This window comes from Pseudomonas sp. G3-39 (genome assembly GCF_054790485.1).
Window position 1 is genome coordinate 5634025 of sequence record NZ_CP186497.1, and the last position, 19567, is coordinate 5653591.

General features: G+C 60.8%; 18 protein-coding genes. 6 read left to right on the forward strand and 12 right to left on the reverse strand.

Annotated features, from left to right (window positions below; translation table 11 throughout):
- Positions 1-30: 30 nt before the first annotated feature.
- Positions 31-1425, reverse strand: coding sequence for an FAD-binding oxidoreductase (locus tag ACOYXG_RS25485; protein WP_150370135.1), 1395 nt, complete (start codon positions 1423-1425; stop codon positions 31-33).
- A gap of 204 nt (positions 1426-1629) precedes the next feature.
- Between ACOYXG_RS25485 and serA the strand changes: the two genes are divergently transcribed.
- On the forward strand, positions 1630-2859 hold the full coding sequence (gene serA, locus ACOYXG_RS25490) for a phosphoglycerate dehydrogenase (RefSeq protein WP_025112046.1): 1230 nt from the start codon (positions 1630-1632) through the stop codon (positions 2857-2859).
- Positions 2860-2921: 62 nt separating this feature from the next.
- On the opposite strand, the gene ACOYXG_RS25495 is transcribed toward serA, so the two are convergent.
- Positions 2922-3347 carry a DUF4399 domain-containing protein gene (locus ACOYXG_RS25495; protein ID WP_027610528.1) on the reverse strand — a complete coding sequence of 142 codons (426 nt, stop codon included), beginning with the start codon at positions 3345-3347 and terminating at the stop codon, positions 2922-2924.
- A 135-nt stretch (positions 3348-3482) separates the two neighbouring features.
- Here ACOYXG_RS25495 and ACOYXG_RS25500 point away from each other — a divergent pair, with 135 nt between their 5' ends.
- A complete protein-coding gene (locus ACOYXG_RS25500) occupies positions 3483-4052 on the forward strand; it encodes a transporter substrate-binding domain-containing protein (protein ID WP_460354670.1) in 570 nt (189 codons plus the stop codon).
- Positions 4053-4172: 120 nt separating this feature from the next.
- On the opposite strand, the gene ACOYXG_RS25505 is transcribed toward ACOYXG_RS25500, so the two are convergent.
- The gene (locus tag ACOYXG_RS25505) at positions 4173-4658 is read right to left on the reverse strand and encodes a 2-thiouracil desulfurase family protein (protein WP_333989235.1); all 486 of its coding nucleotides are present in this window, start codon (positions 4656-4658) and stop codon (positions 4173-4175) included.
- A 1-nt stretch (position 4659) separates the two neighbouring features.
- Positions 4660-5292, reverse strand: a complete 633-nt coding sequence (locus ACOYXG_RS25510) for a 2OG-Fe(II) oxygenase (protein ID WP_103369653.1) — start codon at positions 5290-5292, stop codon at positions 4660-4662.
- A gap of 108 nt (positions 5293-5400) precedes the next feature.
- Between ACOYXG_RS25510 and ACOYXG_RS25515 the strand changes: the two genes are divergently transcribed.
- Entirely contained in the window at positions 5401-6153 is a 753-nt protein-coding gene (locus ACOYXG_RS25515; protein WP_460354674.1) for a DUF2059 domain-containing protein, read from the forward strand.
- Between the two features lie 103 nt (positions 6154-6256).
- Here ACOYXG_RS25515 and bipL read toward each other — a convergent pair whose 3' ends face one another.
- Entirely contained in the window at positions 6257-7204 is a 948-nt protein-coding gene (gene bipL / locus ACOYXG_RS25520) for a phospholipase BipL (protein WP_460354678.1), read from the reverse strand.
- A gap of 99 nt (positions 7205-7303) precedes the next feature.
- Here bipL and ACOYXG_RS25525 point away from each other — a divergent pair, with 99 nt between their 5' ends.
- Positions 7304-7882, forward strand: coding sequence for a DUF6436 domain-containing protein (locus tag ACOYXG_RS25525; protein ID WP_096797596.1), 579 nt, complete (start codon positions 7304-7306; stop codon positions 7880-7882).
- A gap of 102 nt (positions 7883-7984) precedes the next feature.
- On the forward strand, positions 7985-10396 hold the full coding sequence (locus ACOYXG_RS25530) for a penicillin acylase family protein (RefSeq protein WP_460354681.1): 2412 nt from the start codon (positions 7985-7987) through the stop codon (positions 10394-10396).
- Between the two features lie 109 nt (positions 10397-10505).
- Here the strand turns inward: ACOYXG_RS25530 and ACOYXG_RS25535 are convergent, their stop codons facing one another.
- The gene (locus tag ACOYXG_RS25535; protein WP_460354684.1) at positions 10506-11471 is read right to left on the reverse strand and encodes a GlxA family transcriptional regulator; all 966 of its coding nucleotides are present in this window, start codon (positions 11469-11471) and stop codon (positions 10506-10508) included.
- A 315-nt stretch (positions 11472-11786) separates the two neighbouring features.
- Here ACOYXG_RS25535 and ACOYXG_RS25540 point away from each other — a divergent pair, with 315 nt between their 5' ends.
- Positions 11787-12428 carry an HD domain-containing protein gene (locus tag ACOYXG_RS25540; protein WP_336838852.1) on the forward strand — a complete coding sequence of 214 codons (642 nt, stop codon included), beginning with the start codon at positions 11787-11789 and terminating at the stop codon, positions 12426-12428.
- Positions 12429-12571: 143 nt separating this feature from the next.
- Here ACOYXG_RS25540 and ACOYXG_RS25545 read toward each other — a convergent pair whose 3' ends face one another.
- From ACOYXG_RS25545 to ACOYXG_RS25570, 6 genes are all read right to left on the reverse strand, one after another.
- Entirely contained in the window at positions 12572-13462 is an 891-nt protein-coding gene (locus ACOYXG_RS25545; RefSeq protein ID WP_007968003.1) for an ABC transporter permease subunit, read from the reverse strand.
- On the reverse strand, positions 13459-14340 hold the full coding sequence (locus ACOYXG_RS25550; RefSeq protein ID WP_171061891.1) for an ABC transporter permease subunit: 882 nt from the start codon (positions 14338-14340) through the stop codon (positions 13459-13461). The genes ACOYXG_RS25545 and ACOYXG_RS25550 overlap by 4 nt, the downstream gene beginning before the upstream one ends.
- A gap of 35 nt (positions 14341-14375) precedes the next feature.
- Positions 14376-15518: an ABC transporter ATP-binding protein gene (locus ACOYXG_RS25555; protein ID WP_003229245.1), complete on the reverse strand. Its 1143-nt coding sequence runs from the start codon at positions 15516-15518 to the stop codon at positions 14376-14378.
- 67 nt (positions 15519-15585) lie between these two features.
- A complete protein-coding gene (locus ACOYXG_RS25560) occupies positions 15586-16683 on the reverse strand; it encodes a polyamine ABC transporter substrate-binding protein (protein WP_047596655.1) in 1098 nt (365 codons plus the stop codon).
- A gap of 187 nt (positions 16684-16870) precedes the next feature.
- A complete protein-coding gene (locus tag ACOYXG_RS25565) occupies positions 16871-17980 on the reverse strand; it encodes a polyamine ABC transporter substrate-binding protein (protein ID WP_460354689.1) in 1110 nt (369 codons plus the stop codon).
- Between the two features lie 171 nt (positions 17981-18151).
- Positions 18152-19516: an aspartate aminotransferase family protein gene (locus ACOYXG_RS25570; protein ID WP_460354691.1), complete on the reverse strand. Its 1365-nt coding sequence runs from the start codon at positions 19514-19516 to the stop codon at positions 18152-18154.
- Positions 19517-19567: the final 51 nt, after the last annotated feature.

Sequence of the window (19567 nt, forward strand, 5' to 3'; positions counted from 1 at the left end):
CCTGCCTTCATTGATTCAGGGGATTGCCAATCAAACCGCGAAGATCTTGCCCGGGTTCATGATGCCGTTGGGGTCGAACACCGCTTTGACCGCTTTCATGTACTCGATTTCGACCGGCGAACGGCTGTACGTCAAGTAGTCGCGCTTGGTCATGCCCACGCCGTGCTCGGCGGAAATCGAACCGTTGTACTTCTCGACGGTTTCGAACACCCACTTGTTGACGGTCGCACACTTGGCGAAGAACTCGTCCTTGCTCAGGTTATCCGGCTTGAGGATATTCAGGTGCAGGTTGCCGTCGCCGATGTGGCCGAACCAGACAATTTCAAAGTCCGGGTAATATTCGCCGACGATCGCGTCGATTTCCTGCAGGAATGCCGGGACTTTCGACACGGTGACCGAGATGTCGTTCTTGTACGGCGTCCAGTGCGAGATGGTCTCGGAGATGTACTCGCGCAGCTTCCACAGGTTCTGCAGCTGGGTTTCGCTCTGGCTCATCACACCGTCCAGCACCCAGCCTTGCTCGACGCAGTGTTCGAAGGTTTCCAGCGCCGTGTTGGCCACTGCTTCGCTGGTCGCTTCGAATTCCAGCAGCGCGTAGAACGGGCAGTCGGTTTCGAACGGCGCCGGTACGTCGCCACGCCCCAGCACTTTGGCCAATGCCTTGTCGGAGAAGAATTCGAACGCGGTCAGGTCGAGCTTGCCCTGGAAGGCGTGCAGCACCGGCATGATCGAGTCGAAGTCGGCGGTGCCGAGGACCATCGCGGTGAGGTTTTTCGGCGCGCGATCCAGACGCATGGTCGCTTCAACCACAAAGCCGAGGGTGCCTTCGGCGCCGATGAACAGCTGGCGCAAATCGTAGCCGGTGGCGTTCTTGATCAGGTCTTTGTTCAGCTCCAGCACATCGCCCTTGCCGGTGACCACTTTCAGGCCGGCGACCCAGTTGCGGGTCATACCGTAGCGAATTACCTTGATCCCGCCGGCATTGGTGCCGATGTTGCCGCCAATCTGACTGGAACCGGCCGACGCGAAGTCCACCGGGTAATACAGGCCGTTTTCTTCGGCGACGTTTTGCAGGTGTTCGGTGACCACGCCGGGCTGGCACACGGCGGTGCGATCGGTGAGGTTCACGTCGAGAATCTGGTTCATGTAGTCGAACGAGACGACCACTTCGCCATTAGCGGCAACGGCAGCGGCAGAAAGACCGGTGCGTCCGCCGGATGGCACCAACGCCACTTTGTGGGTATTGGCCCAACGGACGATCGCCTGCACCTGTTCGATGGTCTTGGGAAACACGATGGCGCACGGCGCGGGCGCGAAGTGCTTGGTCCAATCCTTGCCGTACGCGTTCAGGGAGTCGGCGTCGGTCAGGACCTTGCCAGGCTCGACCAGGGTCTTCAGTTCATCAATCAGGGCAGGATTGGTCATCGACAGAACTCTCGAACAATTCATGGTCATCCTGAAGACGCTTCACGTCGCAGGAATGAGTGTTTAGCAGGGTGGCTATGCTAGCATACCGACCCCGCAGGCCAGTGCCCAAGGCCAGTTCTGCGGTGACGGCTTTCTTGTCGTCCAGGTCAATGTCTGTTGACCATTTCCTGCCATTTTTCTCCGGGATACAGGTTTACGCAGATGAGCAAGACTTCTCTCGATAAGAGCAAGATCAAGTTCCTTCTTCTCGAAGGCGTCCACCAATCGGCTGTCGACGTCCTCAAGGCGGCGGGCTACACCAGCATCGAATACCTGACAGGCTCCTTGCCGGAAGCCCAGCTCAAGGAAAAGATCGCTGACGCTCACTTCATCGGCATTCGTTCGCGCACCCAACTGACCGAAGAGATCTTCGATCACGCGAAGAAGCTGGTCGCGGTCGGCTGTTTCTGCATCGGTACCAACCAGGTTGACCTGAGTGCTGCCCGCGAGCGCGGTATTGCCGTGTTCAACGCGCCGTACTCCAACACCCGCTCCGTCGCGGAACTGGTGCTGGCCGAAGCGATCCTGCTGCTGCGCGGCATTCCTGAGAAAAACGCTTCCTGCCACCGTGGCGGCTGGATCAAGTCCGCAGCCAACTCCTTCGAGATCCGTGGCAAGAAACTCGGCATCGTCGGCTATGGCTCGATCGGTACTCAGCTGTCGGTTCTGGCGGAAGGCTTAGGGATGCAGGTGTTCTTCTACGACACCGTGACCAAGCTGCCGCTGGGCAACGCCACTCAGGTCGGCAACCTGCACGAGCTGCTGGGCATGTCCGACATCGTCACCCTGCACGTTCCGGAAACCGCTGCGACCCAGTGGATGATCGGTGAGAAGGAAATCCGCGCCATCAAGAAGGGCGGCATCCTGATCAACGCCGCGCGCGGCACCGTGGTCGAGCTGGACGCCCTGGCGGACGCGATCAAGGACAAGCACCTGATCGGCGCGGCCATCGACGTGTTCCCGGTGGAGCCTCGCTCCAACGACGAAGAGTTCGAAAGCCCGCTGCGTGGCCTGGACAACGTGATCCTGACCCCGCACATCGGTGGCTCGACTGCCGAAGCGCAGGCCAACATCGGTCTGGAAGTGGCGGAAAAACTGGTCAAGTACAGCGACAACGGTACATCCGTTTCGTCGGTGAACTTCCCGGAAGTGGCCCTGCCGGCCCACCCTGGCAAGCATCGTCTGCTGCACATCCACGAGAACATTCCGGGTGTGATGAGCGAGATCAACAAGGTCTTCGCCGAAAACGGCATCAACATCTCCGGTCAGTTCCTGCAGACCAACGAGAAAGTCGGTTACGTGGTGATCGACGTCGACGCCGAGTACTCGGAGCTGGCGCAAGAGAAGCTGCAACACGTCAACGGTACTATCCGTAGCCGCGTGTTGTTCTGATCCGACGCTGAGCGACAAAAAAAGGGAGCCTTCGGGCTCCCTTTTTCATGCGTGCGAAAACGTCATTCGACGTTGACGGTGATCTTTTTCGACACGATCGGCGGATCGAACGCCATGTGGCCGCTGTCGCCCAGCTCCAGTTGCAAGGTGTGCTTGCCCGGGGCCAGTTTGATTGTGGCCTCGGTTTGCGCCTTGCCGAAGTGCATATGGTTGGCGTCGGTCGGCACGACGGAACCGGCCGGAACGATTTCCTTGGCATCAATCAGCAGGTGATGGTGCCCGGTGTTCTTGGTGACGTCACCGGCGGGTGCCAGCGCAACGTCCTTGACCCCGAACTTGACCTTGAACTCCTGAGAAACCGTGGCCCCGTCTTCGGGAGAAACGATGAACACTTCGGCGCCCTTGGGTGCCGGGGTCGCTGCACTGGCCAGCACTGAAACACCCATCAACAGGCCAGCCAAGGCTGCTCGTGACATAAACGTTTTCATTCTCTTCTCCAGTTTTTCCGTAAAATCCGCGCGGTCATGACAACTTCATGACCATTCGTTGTCGAAGGCACTCGACAACCATAGCAAAGCGAGCCTGACTCAGAGCATCGCAATAATGATTTCAAAGGAGTGACCATGCGCTTTCTGCCTGGCCTGATTTGCCTGCTACCCCTTCTGAGCCCTCTGGCTCACGCCGAACTGATTGATGACGTCAACGACCGTGGCGAGTTGCGCATTGCCCTTGAGGCTAATACACCGCCCTTCAATTTCAAGGATGGCGACACACTCACGGGGTTCGAGGTCGAGCTTGGGCAACTGCTGGCCAACGAGCTGGATGTGCGCGCCGACTTCATCGTCACCGACGAAGCCGACCTGCTCGAGGGCGTTGAAAGCGGCAAGTACGACGTTGCGCTCAACCACATAGCACTGACACCTGAACTCAAGGATCGTTTCGACGTCAGCGAGCCTTACGGCAAGGTCGATGCGCAGTTGCTGGCGAAAAAAGATGAGCAACCACGGCCGATGGTGCTGGTACAGGCGCTGACCGAGGAGAAGCCGAAGTCGGCGGTGCCGGTGGAGTTGGCGATTCCGTTTCAGAAGGGTAATCCGGCGTTTCAGGCGAGCCTTGCGGGTGCGTTGCAGCGGATCAAGGCGGATGGGCGGTTGGCGGCGCTGTCGCAAAAGTGGCTCACCGAGTCCAGGTAAATACATAAACCCTGTGGGAGCGGGCTTGCTCGCGAATGCGGTGTGTCAGTCAACATCATCTTTGAATGACACACCGCATTCGCGAGCAAGCCCGCTCCCACAAGGATTTTGTGGAGTTTTTTAGTTGAGGTGGGTCAGGGCGATTGCGGCCTCAGACAATTCGAGCTCGCTGAAGACCTGCACACCATGGCGCTTGAGCAATGCTGCCGTCACGCCTTCGCCAGAGACTTTGACGCCACTGAACGTCCCGTCATAGGTCAGCAAATTCCCGCAAGAAGGACTGTTGGCCTTGAGCACTGCCACGCGGATGCCGTGCTTTTGCACCAGCGCCAGCGCCTGCCGCGCACCATCGAGAAACTGCGCGCTGACGTCCTCGCCCTCGGTGGTGATCACCGCCGCCTTGCCATCGAGCACTTCGGCACCCTGCCCGCCGGGGATTTCCGCCGCTGCACGCGGGGTTGGCAAACCGCCAGCCACTTCCGGACACAGCGGCACTACACGGCCCTCGGCGATCCACTGTTCGAGCAGATCGAACGGCCCGCTGGCTCCGCCGTCGTAACGCACGCGGTGGCCCAACAGGCAGCGGCTGACCAGAATTTTCTGCATATCAGAACGGCTCGTTGCCACGGCGGCGGAACCAGCCGGTCAGCGACAGGCGTTCGCGGTGCGCCGGCAGCACTTCATGCGGCACCTCACCGGAGAGGAACACCACCAGACAGCCGCCTGTGGGTTGCACGTCGTGGACCCGGTCTTCGTCCAGATACATGCGCAACTGACCGCCGTCTTCCGGCAGCCACGCGTCATTGAGATAGACCACCGCCGAAACCATGCGCCGGTCATCGTCGCGAAAACGGTCGACGTGCTTGCGGTAAAACGCGCCCGGCGGATACAGGGCGAAGTGGCACTCGAAATCCTCGAGCCCGAGGAACAGCCCGCGATTGAGCGCCTCGCGCAGGCTTTCCATCAGGTTCAGATAACGGTCGCTGGCTTCGGCCTGGCCCGGGTCGATCCACTGGATGTGGTCGCCACGAATACCCTCGCGAATCTCCGAAAACGGCCCACGGCCTACCGCTGCCGGCGCCAGCTCACCCTCGGCCTCACGTTTGCGGCACTCGGCCGCCAGCTCGCGGGTCAAACCTGCGGGCAGGAAAATGTTCTGCTGCGACCAGCCGTGTTCGGCCAGGTCGTCGACGATGCGTAACAGCAGCGGGTGTTCAGAGGATATTTGCATGGCGCGCATAGTATGCCGGCGGCAGGAAATCCGACAGAGCCACGCAGCGGCTTGCTACGAATTCTCGACAAGTACCGGCACCGCACGGAGAATAGTCCGCTGCTGACAGGAGTCCCTATGCGCCGTTTGCTTTTTTCACTGTTGATGTTCTGCGTTTTGCCCGCCTGGGCGGACGGCCACGATCAGTTGTACAAGATAGCCGGCTGGCCAGATCAACGTGCGCATTTCAATGATGCCCTGAGTGCCGCGCAGCAGCGCTACCAGAACAACCTGCCGCCAGCGGTGTTTCAAGCCCTGGTCAACAACAGCAACCAGCGCTTCGCCCCCCAGGCCATGGATCAGCGTGCCGAAGCGCAACTGCGCCAGCACCTTGCCGATCCACAACCGGCGCTGACTTTTTTTCAATCGCCGCTGGGCAAGAAAATCGTCGCCGCTGAATTGCTCGCCACCCGTCGCGATCAACTGGCGAAGAACGCCAAGGGCCTGCCGAAGATGCAGGCCAGCGACAGTCGTCTGCTGATCATCGGCCATCTGGCGCAAGCGCTGCCGGCGCGCGAGGCCGGCGCCGAAGTCAGTCTGGCGATTGCCGGGGTGGCGGCGGACAGTTTGAGCTCGATGATCCCCGGCCTCCTCGGCGGCGGTCAGGCGCAAGGCATGCTCAACGGTCAGCGCCAGCGCCTGATGGAGCAGATCGGCGCCGACCTGAACAACACGCTGCTCTACGTTTATCGCGATCTGTCGGATGACGAACTGGAGCAGTTCGCGACCTTCGCCGAGTCCACCGAAGGCAAGGCGTATTACCAGGCGGCGCTGGCGGCGATCCGGGCGGGATTGGCGGTGGGGCAAAGCGCCTCGAACCACAGCCAGTAATCTTTATCGCCTTTCAGACAGCCATCGCGAGCAGGCTCACTCCTACAGGAGACCGCGATCAATTGTAGGAGTGAGCCTGCTCGCGATAAGGCCCTCGAAGACGCTAGAGATTCCGCCCCCTGATCCGCTTGTTCAGAAACTCGAAATACTCCTCGCGCATCTCCAGGGTCTCATTCGCCAGATGATGCCGCGCCTGCGGCAGCAGCAGAATCTGCGGCCGGTCGAACTTCCACTTCAGCACCTGCAAGTTGTGCTGCCAGTCCACGGTCATGTCCGCCTGCCCCTGAATGATCAGCGGCCGTCGCGGACTTTTTTTCGCGTGTTCGACACGGATGATCCAGCGCGACAGTGCACCGACCCACGCGGTCGGCAAGCGTTTGGGCTGTAACGGATCGGTCTGCAGGAACGGCAGGAAATCCGGGTCGTTGGAGTTCTCGCTGAAGCGCCGGGTGACGCCCCGCACGAAAGGCCTCAGTAAATAATAACTGAGCTGCGACCAGCCCCAGGCGCGCGGACGCACCAGCGGCGCCAGCAGAATCAGCTGGCCCTGCGCCGGGCTGTTCTCGCCATGATTGAGCACATGGTCGACGACGATCGCGCCGCCCGTGCTTTGTCCGCACAGATGCCAGGGTTGCGGCAGGGCGATCGAACTGGCTTCAGCGAACAACGCCTGCAAGGCGTCCTGGTATTCGGAGAAGTCGCGGATGCTCGCTCGCGGCCCACTCGACAGACCATGGCCCGGCAAGTCGCAGGCGATCACCGCAAAATCCTGATCCAGCGCCCACTCGATCACATGCCGATACAGCCCGGTGTGATCGTAAAACCCGTGCAGCAGAAACAGCGTGCCCTTGACCTTCTCCGGCCACCAGCAATGGCTGACCAGTTCATAACCATCGACTTCGAAGCGGCCCATGCCGCGCCAGACATCACGCTCCGGGAAGTCGGTTTTATAAAACCGCTGATACGCTTTCGCCTCGTCCGACAACGGCTGCCACTGGGCCAAAGGCTTGAGGCTGGCGCGTAAATGATCGGCATCGAAAGTGTCAGGCATGCGGGTATTCCAAAGCGGTAAACAGACTTTATCGGCCTGCGATATTCATCTGTTGCGGCAAGCATGGCAAGCTAGCCCCCCTTCGAGGATCGAAAAACCATGCGCTCGCCCTACCGCACCGCACTGTTTGCCAGCCTGCTCGCGCTTGTGTGTGCGGGGGTGCTGTGGGCGGCGTACGACTGGTTTCAGGGGCGTTATCTGCGCGCGTTCAGTCAGCACACCGCGGTGTTTTCCGGGGATCCGTTGCGCCTGCCGGATGAACTGGCCGGCCCCGGCAAAATCCGTCTCGTGCACTTCTGGGACCCGGCCTGCCCGTGTAACGTCGGCAATCAACAGCACCTGACGGAAATGGTCGAGCAGTACGGCACGCGCGGTGTGGAATTCTTCGCCGTGCAGCGCGCCGGCTCCCACGGCCGGTTACCCGCCACCCTGAGCAATCTGAAAACCATCGCGGTATTGCCCGGTTCCGAGCAGATCCCGGCCAGCCCCGCCGTGGCGATCTGGGATCGCAGCGGCAAACTGGCGTACTTCGGCCCCTACAGCGAAGGGCTGACCTGCAACTCCAGCAACAGTTTTATCGAACCGATCCTCAATGCCCTGACCGAAGATCGCCCGGTCAACGCCACGCACACCCTGGCGGTCGGTTGTTATTGCCCGTGGCCGGTGCTGGCGCAGTAAGGCATTCCGGACTTTTCGAGGACAGCGATGCACGGCACGGAAGGTCTGTGCTAATTGTTTGCAGCCCGACGGGCGGCAATCCCGCATGCACAAGGAGTCACCATGAAACGCGTCTTCACCGTTCTTGCCTTGCTCATCGTTGTCCTGCTCGCCGGAGTCGGCGGGTACGTCTATAGCAAGCAACCGACGCGTCAGGGCCAGGTAGAGCTGCGCAATCTGCAAGGTTCGGTGACCGTGCGCTATGACGAACGCGGGGTGCCGCATATTCGTGCCGAGAACGAATCCGATCTGTATCGCGCCCTCGGCTACGTGCACGCTCAAGACCGGTTGTTCCAGATGGAAGCCATGCGCCGCCTCGCGCGCGGCGAGCTGGCCGAAGTGCTCGGGCCGAAGCTGCTCGACACCGACAAACTGTTTCGCAGCCTGCGCATCCGTGAACGCGCCGTCCGTTATGTCGCCAGTCTCGATAAACAGTCACCCGCGTGGAAGGCCCTGCAAGCCTATCTGGACGGCATCAACCAATATCAGGACAGCCACGTCGCGCCGATCGAGTTCGACGTGCTGGGCATCCCCAAGCGGCCGTTCACCGCCGAAGACAGCATCAGCGTCGCCGGTTACATGGCCTACAGCTTCGCCGCGGCGTTTCGCACCGAGCCACTGCTGACCTACGTGCGCGATCAACTCGGCGCCGATTACCTCAACGTCTTCGACCTCGACTGGCAGCCCAAAGGCGTGCTCGCCAAAGGTCACGCCAACAAGACTCCGACCCTCGCCGCCGGTGACTGGAAAGACCTCAACGCCCTCGCCCGCCTCAGCGAGCAGGCGCTGATTGAAAACGGCCTGCCGCAATTCGAAGGCAGCAACGCCTGGGTGATTGCCGGCAGCCGGAGCCAGAGCGGCAAACCGCTGTTGGCCGGTGATCCGCATATTCGCTTCTCGGTGCCGTCGGTGTGGTACGAGGCGCAACTGTCGGCACCGGGCTTTGAGCTCTACGGCCATCATCAGGCGCTGGTGCCGTTCGCATTCCTGGGGCACAACCTGGATTTCGGCTGGAGCCTGACCATGTTCCAGAACGACGATCTGGATCTGATCGCCGAGAAGGTCAACCCGGACAACCCGAATCAGGTCTGGTATCACGGCCAGTGGACCGATCTGCTCAGCACCCATCAGCAGATCGCGGTGAAGGGCCAGGCGCCGGTGATGCTGACCTTGCGTCAGTCGCCCCACGGCCCGATCGTCAATGATGCCCTCGGCACTGCCGCCGGTAAAACGCCGATCGCCATGTGGTGGGCGTTTCTCGAAACGCCGAACCCGATCCTCGAAGGTTTCTACCAGCTCAACCGCGCCGACACCCTGGCCAAGGCCCGCGCCGCCGCGACCAAGGTGCAGGCACCGGGGCTGAACATCGTCTACGCCAACGCCAAGGGTGACATTGCCTGGTGGGCCTCGGCGCTGTTGCCGAAACGCCCGGCCGGGGTGAAGCCGGAGTTCATTCTCGACGGCAGCAGCAATCAGGCAGACAAGGACGGCTACTACCCGTTCAGCGCCAACCCGCAGGAAGAAAACCCGGCGCGCGGCTACATCGTCTCGGCCAACTTCCAGCCGCTGTCGCCGACCGGGATGGAAATCCCCGGTTACTACAACCTCGCCGATCGCGGCCAGCAGCTCAACCGCCAGCTCAGCGACAAGAGCGTGAAATGGAGCAACGAGGCCAACCAGAAACTGCAACTGGGCACCACCACCGGTTACGGCCCGCGCACCCTGGCGCCATTGCTGCCGGTGTTGCGGGAAGTGGTGAGCGATCCGGCGCAGCTGAAACTGGTCGAGCAACTGGCGCAGTGGCAAGGCGACTATCCGCTGGATTCGGTCAACGCCACAGTGTTCAACCAGTTCCTCTACGATCTCGCCGATGCGGCGATGCGTGATGAGCTGGGCAACGATTTCTTCGAGACCCTGCTGTCGACCCGGGTGATCGATGCCGCCCTGCCGCGCCTGGCGGCGAATGCGGACTCGCCGTGGTGGGACAACCGCAACACACCGGACAAGGAGACTCGCGCCGACGTCGTCAAAGCGGCGTGGCAGGCGAGCATGACGCACCTGAAACAGACCCTCGGCGACAATACGTCCGACTGGCAATGGGACACGGCGCACACCCTGACCCACGGTCATCCGTTGGGTCAGCAGAAGCCGCTGGATCACATCTTCAACGTCGGGCCGTTCGCCGCGCCGGGTAGCCACGAAGTGCCGAACAACCTCTCGGCCAAGCTCGGCCCGGCGCCATGGCCGGTGACCTATGGGCCTTCGACACGGCGCCTGGTGGACTTCGCCGACCCGGCGCACAGCCTGACCATCAACCCAGTCGGCCAGAGCGGCGTGCCGTTCGACAGCCACTATGACGATCAGGCCGAAGAGTACGTCGAGGGGATGTACGTGCAGGCGCACTTCAGCGAGGAAGAGGTGACGGCCAATACGCGCAGTACCTTGAAGCTGTTGCCGGCGCGGGCTGCCCAGTAGTTTTGTGCTGATGGCCCCTTCGCGAGCAGGCTCGCTCCCACATTTGAAATGCATTCCCCTGTGGGAGCGAGCCTGCTCGCGAAGGGGCCATCATCCACACCGCAAGGACTCAGAGCAGCCCGGCAAAATTCAGCCGAAACTGCTGCGGTGTCACCCCCAACCGCCGATTGAACACACTGCGCATGTGCTGCGCATCGCGAAACCCGCACTGATAGGCCACGGTCTTCAGCGGTGCCGTGGTGCTTTCCAGCAGCACCCGCGCCGCATCCACTCGCGCACTTTCGACGAACTCTGCCGGGGTGACCCGAGCCTCACGGGCGAACACCCGGGAGAAGTTGCGCGCACTCATGTTCGCCGCGTTCGCCAGATCGGCAATCGTCAGATCCCCGGTGAGGTTGGCCAGCACATACAACTGCACCATCGCCACCGCCGACGTTGGCTCCGCATGCGGCGTGAGGAACGGGCTGAACTGCGATTGCCCGCCCGAGCGCTGAGTGAACACCACCAGCCGCTTGGCCACGCTCAGCGCCACTTCAGCGCCGCAATCACGGGCCAGCAGGTACAGCGACAGATCGATCCCGGCGGTGACCCCGGCCGAGGTGTAGAGCGCACCGTCCTCGACGTACAGGCGATCGGCCTCGACTTGAGTCGATGGACACAACTGTGCCAAGGCTTCGGCATCGTTCCAGTGGGTGGTCACGGTGCGCCCTTCCAGCAGTCCCGCCCGCGCCAGCATGAACGCGCCGTTGCAGATCGAGCCAAAGCGCCGGGCACGGGTGCAGGCCTCGCGCAGCCAGGTGTCGAATGGCTTGCCGAAATCCATGAACGGTAACTGCGGCCCGCCGGCCACCAGCAGCAGGTCATAAGCATCGTGCGCTTCGCTGAAGTGTCGGTGAGCGCTGAGGTTCAGGCCATTGGAGCAAGCCATCGGCCCACGTTCGAGGCCGATCACCTCCAGCTGGTAGTGATCCTCGGGCGGCAGAAACCGGTTGGCCTCGGCGAACACATCCATCGGCCCGCTGACATCCAGCGCCTGCACGCCGGGGAACACCACGATCGCGATGGTTTTGTTCATGAGCCTCCAATGTCCTCAATGCCTGTGGCAAACACAAATCCCTGTGGGAGCGGGCTTGCTCGCGAAAGCGGTGTGTCATTCAACAGGTAAGTTGAATATGAGGGCCCTTTCGCGAGCAAGTCCGCTCCCACATGGGCCGTGCCTGCCTTGTTGATTGAGCCAACCCTAGCCAATCCAGGTTCAACAAGCGAGGTTGGCACGATTTGCAGGTCGATTGGCAAGGATCGCAGCCATGCGTTGATTGTCCGTTTAGTGCCTCGGGGAACAGACTTTGTCCATCAGCGCCACGACGGCGTTTTCGATGAGGATACCTTCATGAGCACGACCATTGCCGGCATCAAGATCCCCGACAGCGCCCTCGCCCGGGCCACCACCGAATACATTCGCGACATCGAAACCGACTTGCTCTACCACCACTCGCGCCGGGTATTTCTGTTCGGTGCGTTGAGCGGCGAGCGCCGGCAACTGGCCTACAACCCGGAGCTGCTGTACGTCGGCGCGATGTTCCACGACCTCGGCCTGGTCGAAGGCTATCGCAGTGTCGACGAGCGTTTCGAAGTGGATGGCGCCAACGCGGCAGCGGCATTTCTCAAGCCGTACGGACTGAGCGATGACGACATTGAGCAGGTCTGGCTGTCGATTGCTCTGCACACCACGCCGGGGGTGCCGAAGCATTTGCGGCCGACCGTGGCGCTGGTGACGGCGGGTGTCGAGATGGACGTATTGGGGATGGATTACGCGGCGTTCAGCAGCACCCAGCGCGAAGCCGTGGTGCATGCGCATCCACGCGGGGAAGGTTTCAAGGAGTGCATCATCTGCGCGTTTGCCGACGGCTTGCGCCACCGTCCGCAGACCACGTTCGGCAACGTGAAGACCGATGTGCTGGTGGATCAGGAGCCGGGGTTCAAGCCGATGAACTTTGTTGAGGTCATCCGCCAATCTCCCTGGACTTCCTGAAACCAACTGTGGGAGCGAGCCTGCTCGCGAAGGGGGCGTATCAATCAACATTGATGTTGAATGACGCACCGCTTTCGCGAGCAGGCTCGCTCCCACAGTTGGATTTGGGTTGGCCTTGATAAAGGGGCCAACCCGATTTTGCTTTAAGCCGCTTCCGGCGCAGGCGCGCGGCGCACGTCCGGTTGCTTCCACGAATCGGCGGCGCCTTCTTCGATGGCTTGCTGGATGGCTTTCTTGCGCGCTTCTTCGGCACGGCGGCTGAAGAACCACACCAGGAACGTCACGATCGACACTGCCAGCAGAATCAGACTGGCCACGGCGTTGATCTCAGGCTTCACGCCCAGACGCACCGCCGAGAACACTTCCATCGGCAGCGTGGTCGAACCCGGGCCGGAAACGAAGCTCGCCAGTACCAGATCGTCCAGCGACAGAGCGAACGACATCATGCCGCCCGCTGCCAGCGACGGCGCGATCATCGGGATGGTGATCAGGAAGAACACCTTCCACGGCCGCGCCCCCAGATCCATCGCCGCTTCTTCGATCGACAGGTCCAGCTCACGCAGACGCGCCGACACCACCACCGCCACATACGCCGCACAGAACGTCGTGTGGGCGATCCAGATGGTGACGATGCCACGTTCCTGCGGCCAGCCGATCATCTGCGCCATGGCCACGAACAGCAGCAACAGCGACAGACCGGTGATCACCTCAGGCATTACCAACGGCGCGGTCACCAGGCCACCGAACAGCGTGCGGCCCTTGAAGTGGGTAATGCGGGTCAGCACGAACGCTGCCAGCGTACCCAGCGCCACCGCCGCAACCGCGGTGTAGCAGGCGATTTCCAGCGAGCGCACCACCGAGCCCATCAGTTGGGTGTTGTCGAGCAGGCCGACGTACCACTTGATCGACCAGCCGCCCCACACGGTCACCAGTTTCGAGGCGTTGAACGAGTAGATCACCAGGATCAGCATCGGCAGGTAGATGAACAACAGACCCAGTACCAGCATCAGGCTGGAGAAACGGATGCGTTTCATTCTTTGCCCTCCATTTCCTTGGCCTGACTGCGGTTGAACAGGATGATCGGCACAATCAGGATCGCCAGCATCACCACCGCCAGGGCGGACGCCACCGGCCAGTCACGGTTGTTGAAGAACTCTTGCCAGAGCACTTTACCGATCATCAGGGTTTCCGGGCCGCCAAGCAGTTCCGGGATCACGAACTCGCCGACCACCGGGATGAACACCAGCATGCAGCCGGCGATGATCCCGTTCTTGGACAGCGGAATGGTGATTTTCCAGAAACTGTTGAAGGTGCTCGAACCGAGATCGGAAGCGGCTTCCAGCAGGCTCTGATCGTGCTTCACCAGGTTGGCGTACAGCGGCAGGATCATGAACGGCAGGTACGAATAAACCACGCCGATATAGACCGCCAGGTTGGTGTTGAGGATCTGCAGCGGCTCGTCGATAAAGCCCATGCTCATCAGGAAACCGTTGAGCAGGCCGTTGTTGCTGAGGATGCCCATCCACGCGTAAACGCGGATCAGGATCGCGGTCCAGGTCGGCATCATGATCAGCAACACCAGCACTGTCTGCAGCTCTTTACGGGCGCTGGCGATGGCGTAGGCCATCGGGTAGCCGATCAGCAGGCACAGCAGCGTGCTGAAGAACGCCATCTTCAGCGAGCCCAGGTAGGCGGCGATGTACAACTCGTCGTCGCCCAGCATCGCGTAGTTGCCGAGGTTCAGCAGCAGTTGCAGCTTCTGCTCGGCGAAGGTGTAGATCTCGGTGTACGGCGGGATGGCCACGTCGGCTTCAGCGAAGCTGATCTTCAGGACGATGAAGAACGGCAGCATGAAGAACAGGAACAGCCAGATGAACGGAACCCCGATGACCAGTTGCCGGCCATTGGGAATTATTCGGTTGAGCCGTCGTTTGAACTTGCGCATGTTCATGAGCGAAGTACCACGCCGCTGTCGTCTTCCCACCACACGTAAACCTGATCGCCCCAGGTCGGACGCTGGCCGCGACGTTCGGCGTTGGCGACGAACGACTGCACCAGTTTGCCGCTCGGCAGTTCGACGTAGAACACCGAGTGACCGCCGAGGTAGGCGATGTCATGCACCTTGCCGCTCGACCAGTTGTATTCGCAGGTCGGCATTTCGGCGGTGACCAGCAGCTTCTCCGGACGAATCGCGTAGGTCACGGACTTGTCTTGCACTGAGGTGCTGATGCCGTGGCCGACGTAGATCTGCCGGTCGAGGTCCTTGCAGGTGATGGTCGCGTGGCCTTCAGCGTCGTCGATCACTTCGCCTTCGAAGATGTTCACGTTGCCGATGAATTCGCAGACCAGTCGGCTGGTCGGGGTCTCGTAGATGTCGATCGGGCTGCCGATCTGGGCGATCCAGCCCAGGTGCATGATCGCGATGCGCTCGGCCATGGTCATGGCTTCTTCCTGGTCGTGGGTCACCATCACGCAGGTCACGCCCACACGCTCGATGATTTCCACCAGCTCCAGCTGCATCTGCGAACGCAGTTTCTTGTCCAGTGCGCCCATCGGCTCGTCGAGCAGCAGCAGCTTCGGCCGCTTGGCCAGCGAGCGCGCCAGGGCCACACGCTGGCGCTGACCGCCGGACAGTTGATGCGGCTTGCGCTTGGCGTACTGGCTCATCTGCACCAGTTTGAGCATCTCGGCCACGCGCGCGTCGATCTCGGCGTTGGGGATCTTGTCCTGCTTGAGGCCGAAGGCGATGTTCTGCGCCACAGTCATGTGCGGGAACAAGGCATACGACTGGAACATCATGTTGATCGGTCGCTCGTACGGCGGCATGTCGGTGATGTCGACGCCGTCGAGGAAAATGCGCCCCTCCGTGGGCCGTTCAAACCCTGCCAGCATCCGCAGCAGCGTGGATTTGCCCGATCCCGAACCGCCGAGCAGGGCGAAGATCTCGCCTTTCTTGATTTCCAGGGACACATCGTCCACGGCAATCGTCTCGTCGAACTTCTTCGTGACCCGGTCGATTTTGACCAACACCTGCTTAGGTGTCTGGTCGCCCTCGAGGGCTTTCTTATAGGCGCCGGAGGCAACTGCCATTTACGAAACTCCCAGAAAAAAACAGTGCAGTTCGCCCCATGCGGACGAACCCAGGATAGTTTGTGCCTTACTTGCCCGACTTGACCTTGGTCCAGCTACGGGTCATCAAACGCTGAATATTGGGTGGCAACTCGACCGACACGTAAGTCTTGTCGAGGACTGCTTGCGGTGGATAAACCGCTTCATCGGTGCGGATGGACTGCTCCATCAGCTTGTCCGACCCCGGGTTGGGGTTGGCGTAACCGACGTAATCACTGACCTGGGCGATCACCTCAGGTTTCAGCAAATAGTTGATGAAGGCGTGAGCCTCTTTGACGTTGGACGAGTCCTTCGGAATCGCCAGCATGTCGAACCACAGCGCGCCGCCCTCTTTCGGAATCGAATAGGCGATGTTCACGCCCTTCTTGGCTTCTTCGGCGCGGTGCTTGGCCTGGAAGATATCGCCGGAGAAACCGATGGCCACGCAGATGTCGCCGTTGGCCAGATCACCGATGTATTTCGACGAGTGGAAGTAGGTCACGTAAGGACGCACGGCCAGCAGTTTGTCGGTGGCCTTGGCGTAGTCCTTCGGATTGGTGCTGTTGGCGTTCAGCCCCATGTAGTTGAGCACGGTCGGCATCATTTCATCGGCCGAGTCGAGGAACGCCACGCCACAGCTGTGCAGCTTCTTGATGTTCTCCGGCTCGAACAGCACGCTCCAGGAGTCGATCTTGTCGATGCCGAGCACCGCTTTGACTTTCTCGACGTTGTAGCCGATGCCGTTGGTGCCCCACAGGTACGGCACGGCGTACTGGTTGCCCGGGTCGTTCTGTTCCAGGCGCTTGAGCAGCACCGGATCGAGATTCGAGTAGTTCGGCAACTGCGACCTGTCGAGCTTCTGGAACGCGCCCGCCTTGATCTGCTTGCCGAGGAAATGGTTCGACGGCACGACCACGTCGTAACCGGTACGCCCGGCCAGCAGCTTGCCTTCCAGGGTCTCGTTGGAATCGAACACGTCGTACACCGGTTTGATCCCGGTGGCTTTCTCGAAGTCGGCCAGGGTGGTCTCGCCGATGTAATCCGACCAGTTATAAATATGCACCGTACCGGCGGCCTGGGCTCCGACAGCGATCGTCAGGCCGGCAGTGGCCAGCAGGGCTTTGCGCAAAGAAGAAAAAATAGGCAAGTGGAGGTCCTCTAAATTAGTTGGGCCCAAGTTGCCCCGCGTTACATGACAGCCATGGCTGCCCGGCAACCAAACCGGCGCGCAACTTACCCTCGAAAAACCGTTCCTGCAAAACTTCCTGTCATTTAATTGATCCGCTGGCCGCCGTCGCGGCGACGACGGCCAGCGGTTGCTGCTTCAAACCGGCTTATTTACCGGATTTGATCTTGGTCCAGCTGCGGGTCAGTTCACGCTGGGTAGCGGCCGGCAAATCGGCGATCGCATACAGCTTGGCCTGCACGTCGGCTGGCGGGTAGATGCCTGGATCGGCAGTGATGTCCTTGTTCACGTACTGGGTCGCTTCGGCGTTACCGTTAGGGAAGCGCACAGCGTTGGTGATCTCGGCCATCACTTTCGGTTGCAGCAGGTAGTTCATGAACTTGTAGGCGCCGTCGATGTTTTCCGCATCTTTCGGAATCGCGACCATGTCATAGAAGCTGCCGGCACCTTCCTTCGGAATGGCGTAGCTGACCTTGACCTTGTCACCGGCCTCGGCGGCACGGGACTTGGCCTGCTGCACGTCACCCGAGTAGCCGACCGCTACGCAGATGTTGCCGTTGGCCAGGTCCGAGATGTACTTGGAGGAGTGGAAGTAGGTGATCGAAGGACGAATCTTGAGGAACAGTTCCTCGGCTTTCTTGATGTCTTCTTTCTTCTGGCTGTCGGTTGGCAGGCCCAGGTAGTGCAGCGCGACCGGGAGCATTTCGGTCGGCGAGTCGAGGAAGCTCACACCGCAGCCCTTGAGCTTGGCGATGTTCTCCGGCTTGAGCAGAGTGTCCCAGGAATCGATGGTGTCGACGCCCAGTGCAGCCTTGACCTTCTCCGGGTTGTAGCCAATGCCGATCGAGCCCCACATGTACGGGAAAGCGTGCTTGTTGTCCGGGTCACTGACCGAAACCGCCTTGAGCAGCGATTTGTTCAGGTTGCCGTAATTGGACAGCTTGGACTTGTCCAGCTCCTGATAAACGCCCGCCTTGATCTGCTTGGCCAGGAAGTTGTTCGACGGCACAACGACGTCGTAACCGGATTTGCCCGCCAGCAGTTTGGCTTCCAGGGTTTCGTTGCTGTCGAACACGTCGTAGACCACCTTGATCCCCGACTCTTTTTCGAAGTTGGCGATGGTGTCCGGAGCGATGTAGTCAGACCAGTTGTAGACGTGCAGTACCTTGTCGTCCGCGTGAACCGCACCCGCCATCATGCCCGCGACGGACAGCGCGAGAAGAGTCTTGCCAGCAAGCTTTTTACCTAATGCCTTCATGCGTCATGCTCCAAATTTTTCTTTTTTGAACCACTTTGTTCAGCGGCCGAACCCGGACAACTGGAACCGCGGCTAGTCTGGCAAGATCGGAGGCGGTCTTTCAAGAAAAGGCCAACCTTTCTGACACCTTCGAGCGAGAGCGCCGCAGCTCCCCCGCTCGAAGCCTAGCACTTAGGCCTGCAACGCACTGAGGGTCAGGTCCAGGCACTTGCGCGCCTTGGTCACCAGCTCATCGATCTCCGCCTTGCTGATCACCAGCGGCGGTGCAATGATCATGGTGTCGCCCACGGCGCGCATGATCAGGCCGTTATCGAAGCAGAACTGCCGGCAGATCATGCCCACGCCCCGCCCTTCGTAACGCTTGCGAGTGGCCTTGTCCTGCACCAGTTCGATCGCCCCCAGCGAACCGACCCCGCGCACTTCACCCACCAACGGGTGATCGTTGAGTTCGCGCAGACGTTTCTGCAAATACGGTGCCGTTTCGTTGTGCGCGTTCTCGATAATTTTCTCGTCGCGCAGAATCCGGATGTTTTCCAGACCCACCGCCGCCGCCACCGGATGCCCGGAGTAGGTGAAGCCGTGGTTGAAGTCGCCGCCTTCGTTGAGCACCTTCACCACTTCGTCACGCACGATCAGGCCACCCATCGGGATGTAGCCGGAGGTCAGGCCTTTGGCGATGGTCATCATGTCCGGCTTCAGATCGTAGAAATCCGAACCGAACCATTGGCCGGTACGACCGAAACCACAGATCACTTCGTCAGCGACGAACAGAATGTCGTACTTGGCGAGGATTTCCTTGATGCGCGGCCAGTAGGTGTCTGGCGGAATGATCACGCCGCCAGCGCCCTGAATCGGCTCGGCAATGAACGCACCGACGTTGTCCACGCCGACTTCGAGAATCTTCTCTTCCAGCTGATTGGCCGCCCAGATGCCGAACTCTTCCGGCGACATGTCGCCGCCCTCGGCAAACCAGTACGGCTGCGCAATGTGGACGATGCCCGGGATCGGCAAATCGCCCTGCTCGTGCATATACGTCATGCCACCGAGGCTCGCGCCCGCCACGGTCGAACCGTGGTAACCGTTCTTGCGGCTGATGATGACTTTCTTGTTCGGCTGGCCCTTGATCGCCCAGTAGTGGCGAACCATGCGCAGCATGGTGTCGTTGCCTTCGGAGCCGGAACCGGTGAAGAACACGTGGTTCATGCCTTGCGGCGCCACGTCGGCGATGGCCTTGGCCAGTTCGAGTGCCGGCGGGTGCGCGGTCTGGAAGAACAGGTTGTAGTAAGGCAGTTCGCGCATCTGCTTCGCGGCGGCGTCAGCCAGCTCATCGCGGCCATAACCGATCGCCACGCACCACAGACCCGCCATGCCATCGAGGATCTTGTTGCCCTCGCTGTCCCACAGGTACACGCCCTTGGCGTTGGTGATGATCCGTGGACCCTTCTCTTTCAGCTGCTTGAAGTCGCTGAACGGGGCCAGGTGGTGATCGCTGCTCAGGGCTTGCCACTCACGGGTTTGCGGGTTGTTGCTGGTCATGCCAATTCTCCTTGTTATCGGTGAAGGCGCGGCGGCTGGCCACCGCGCCCG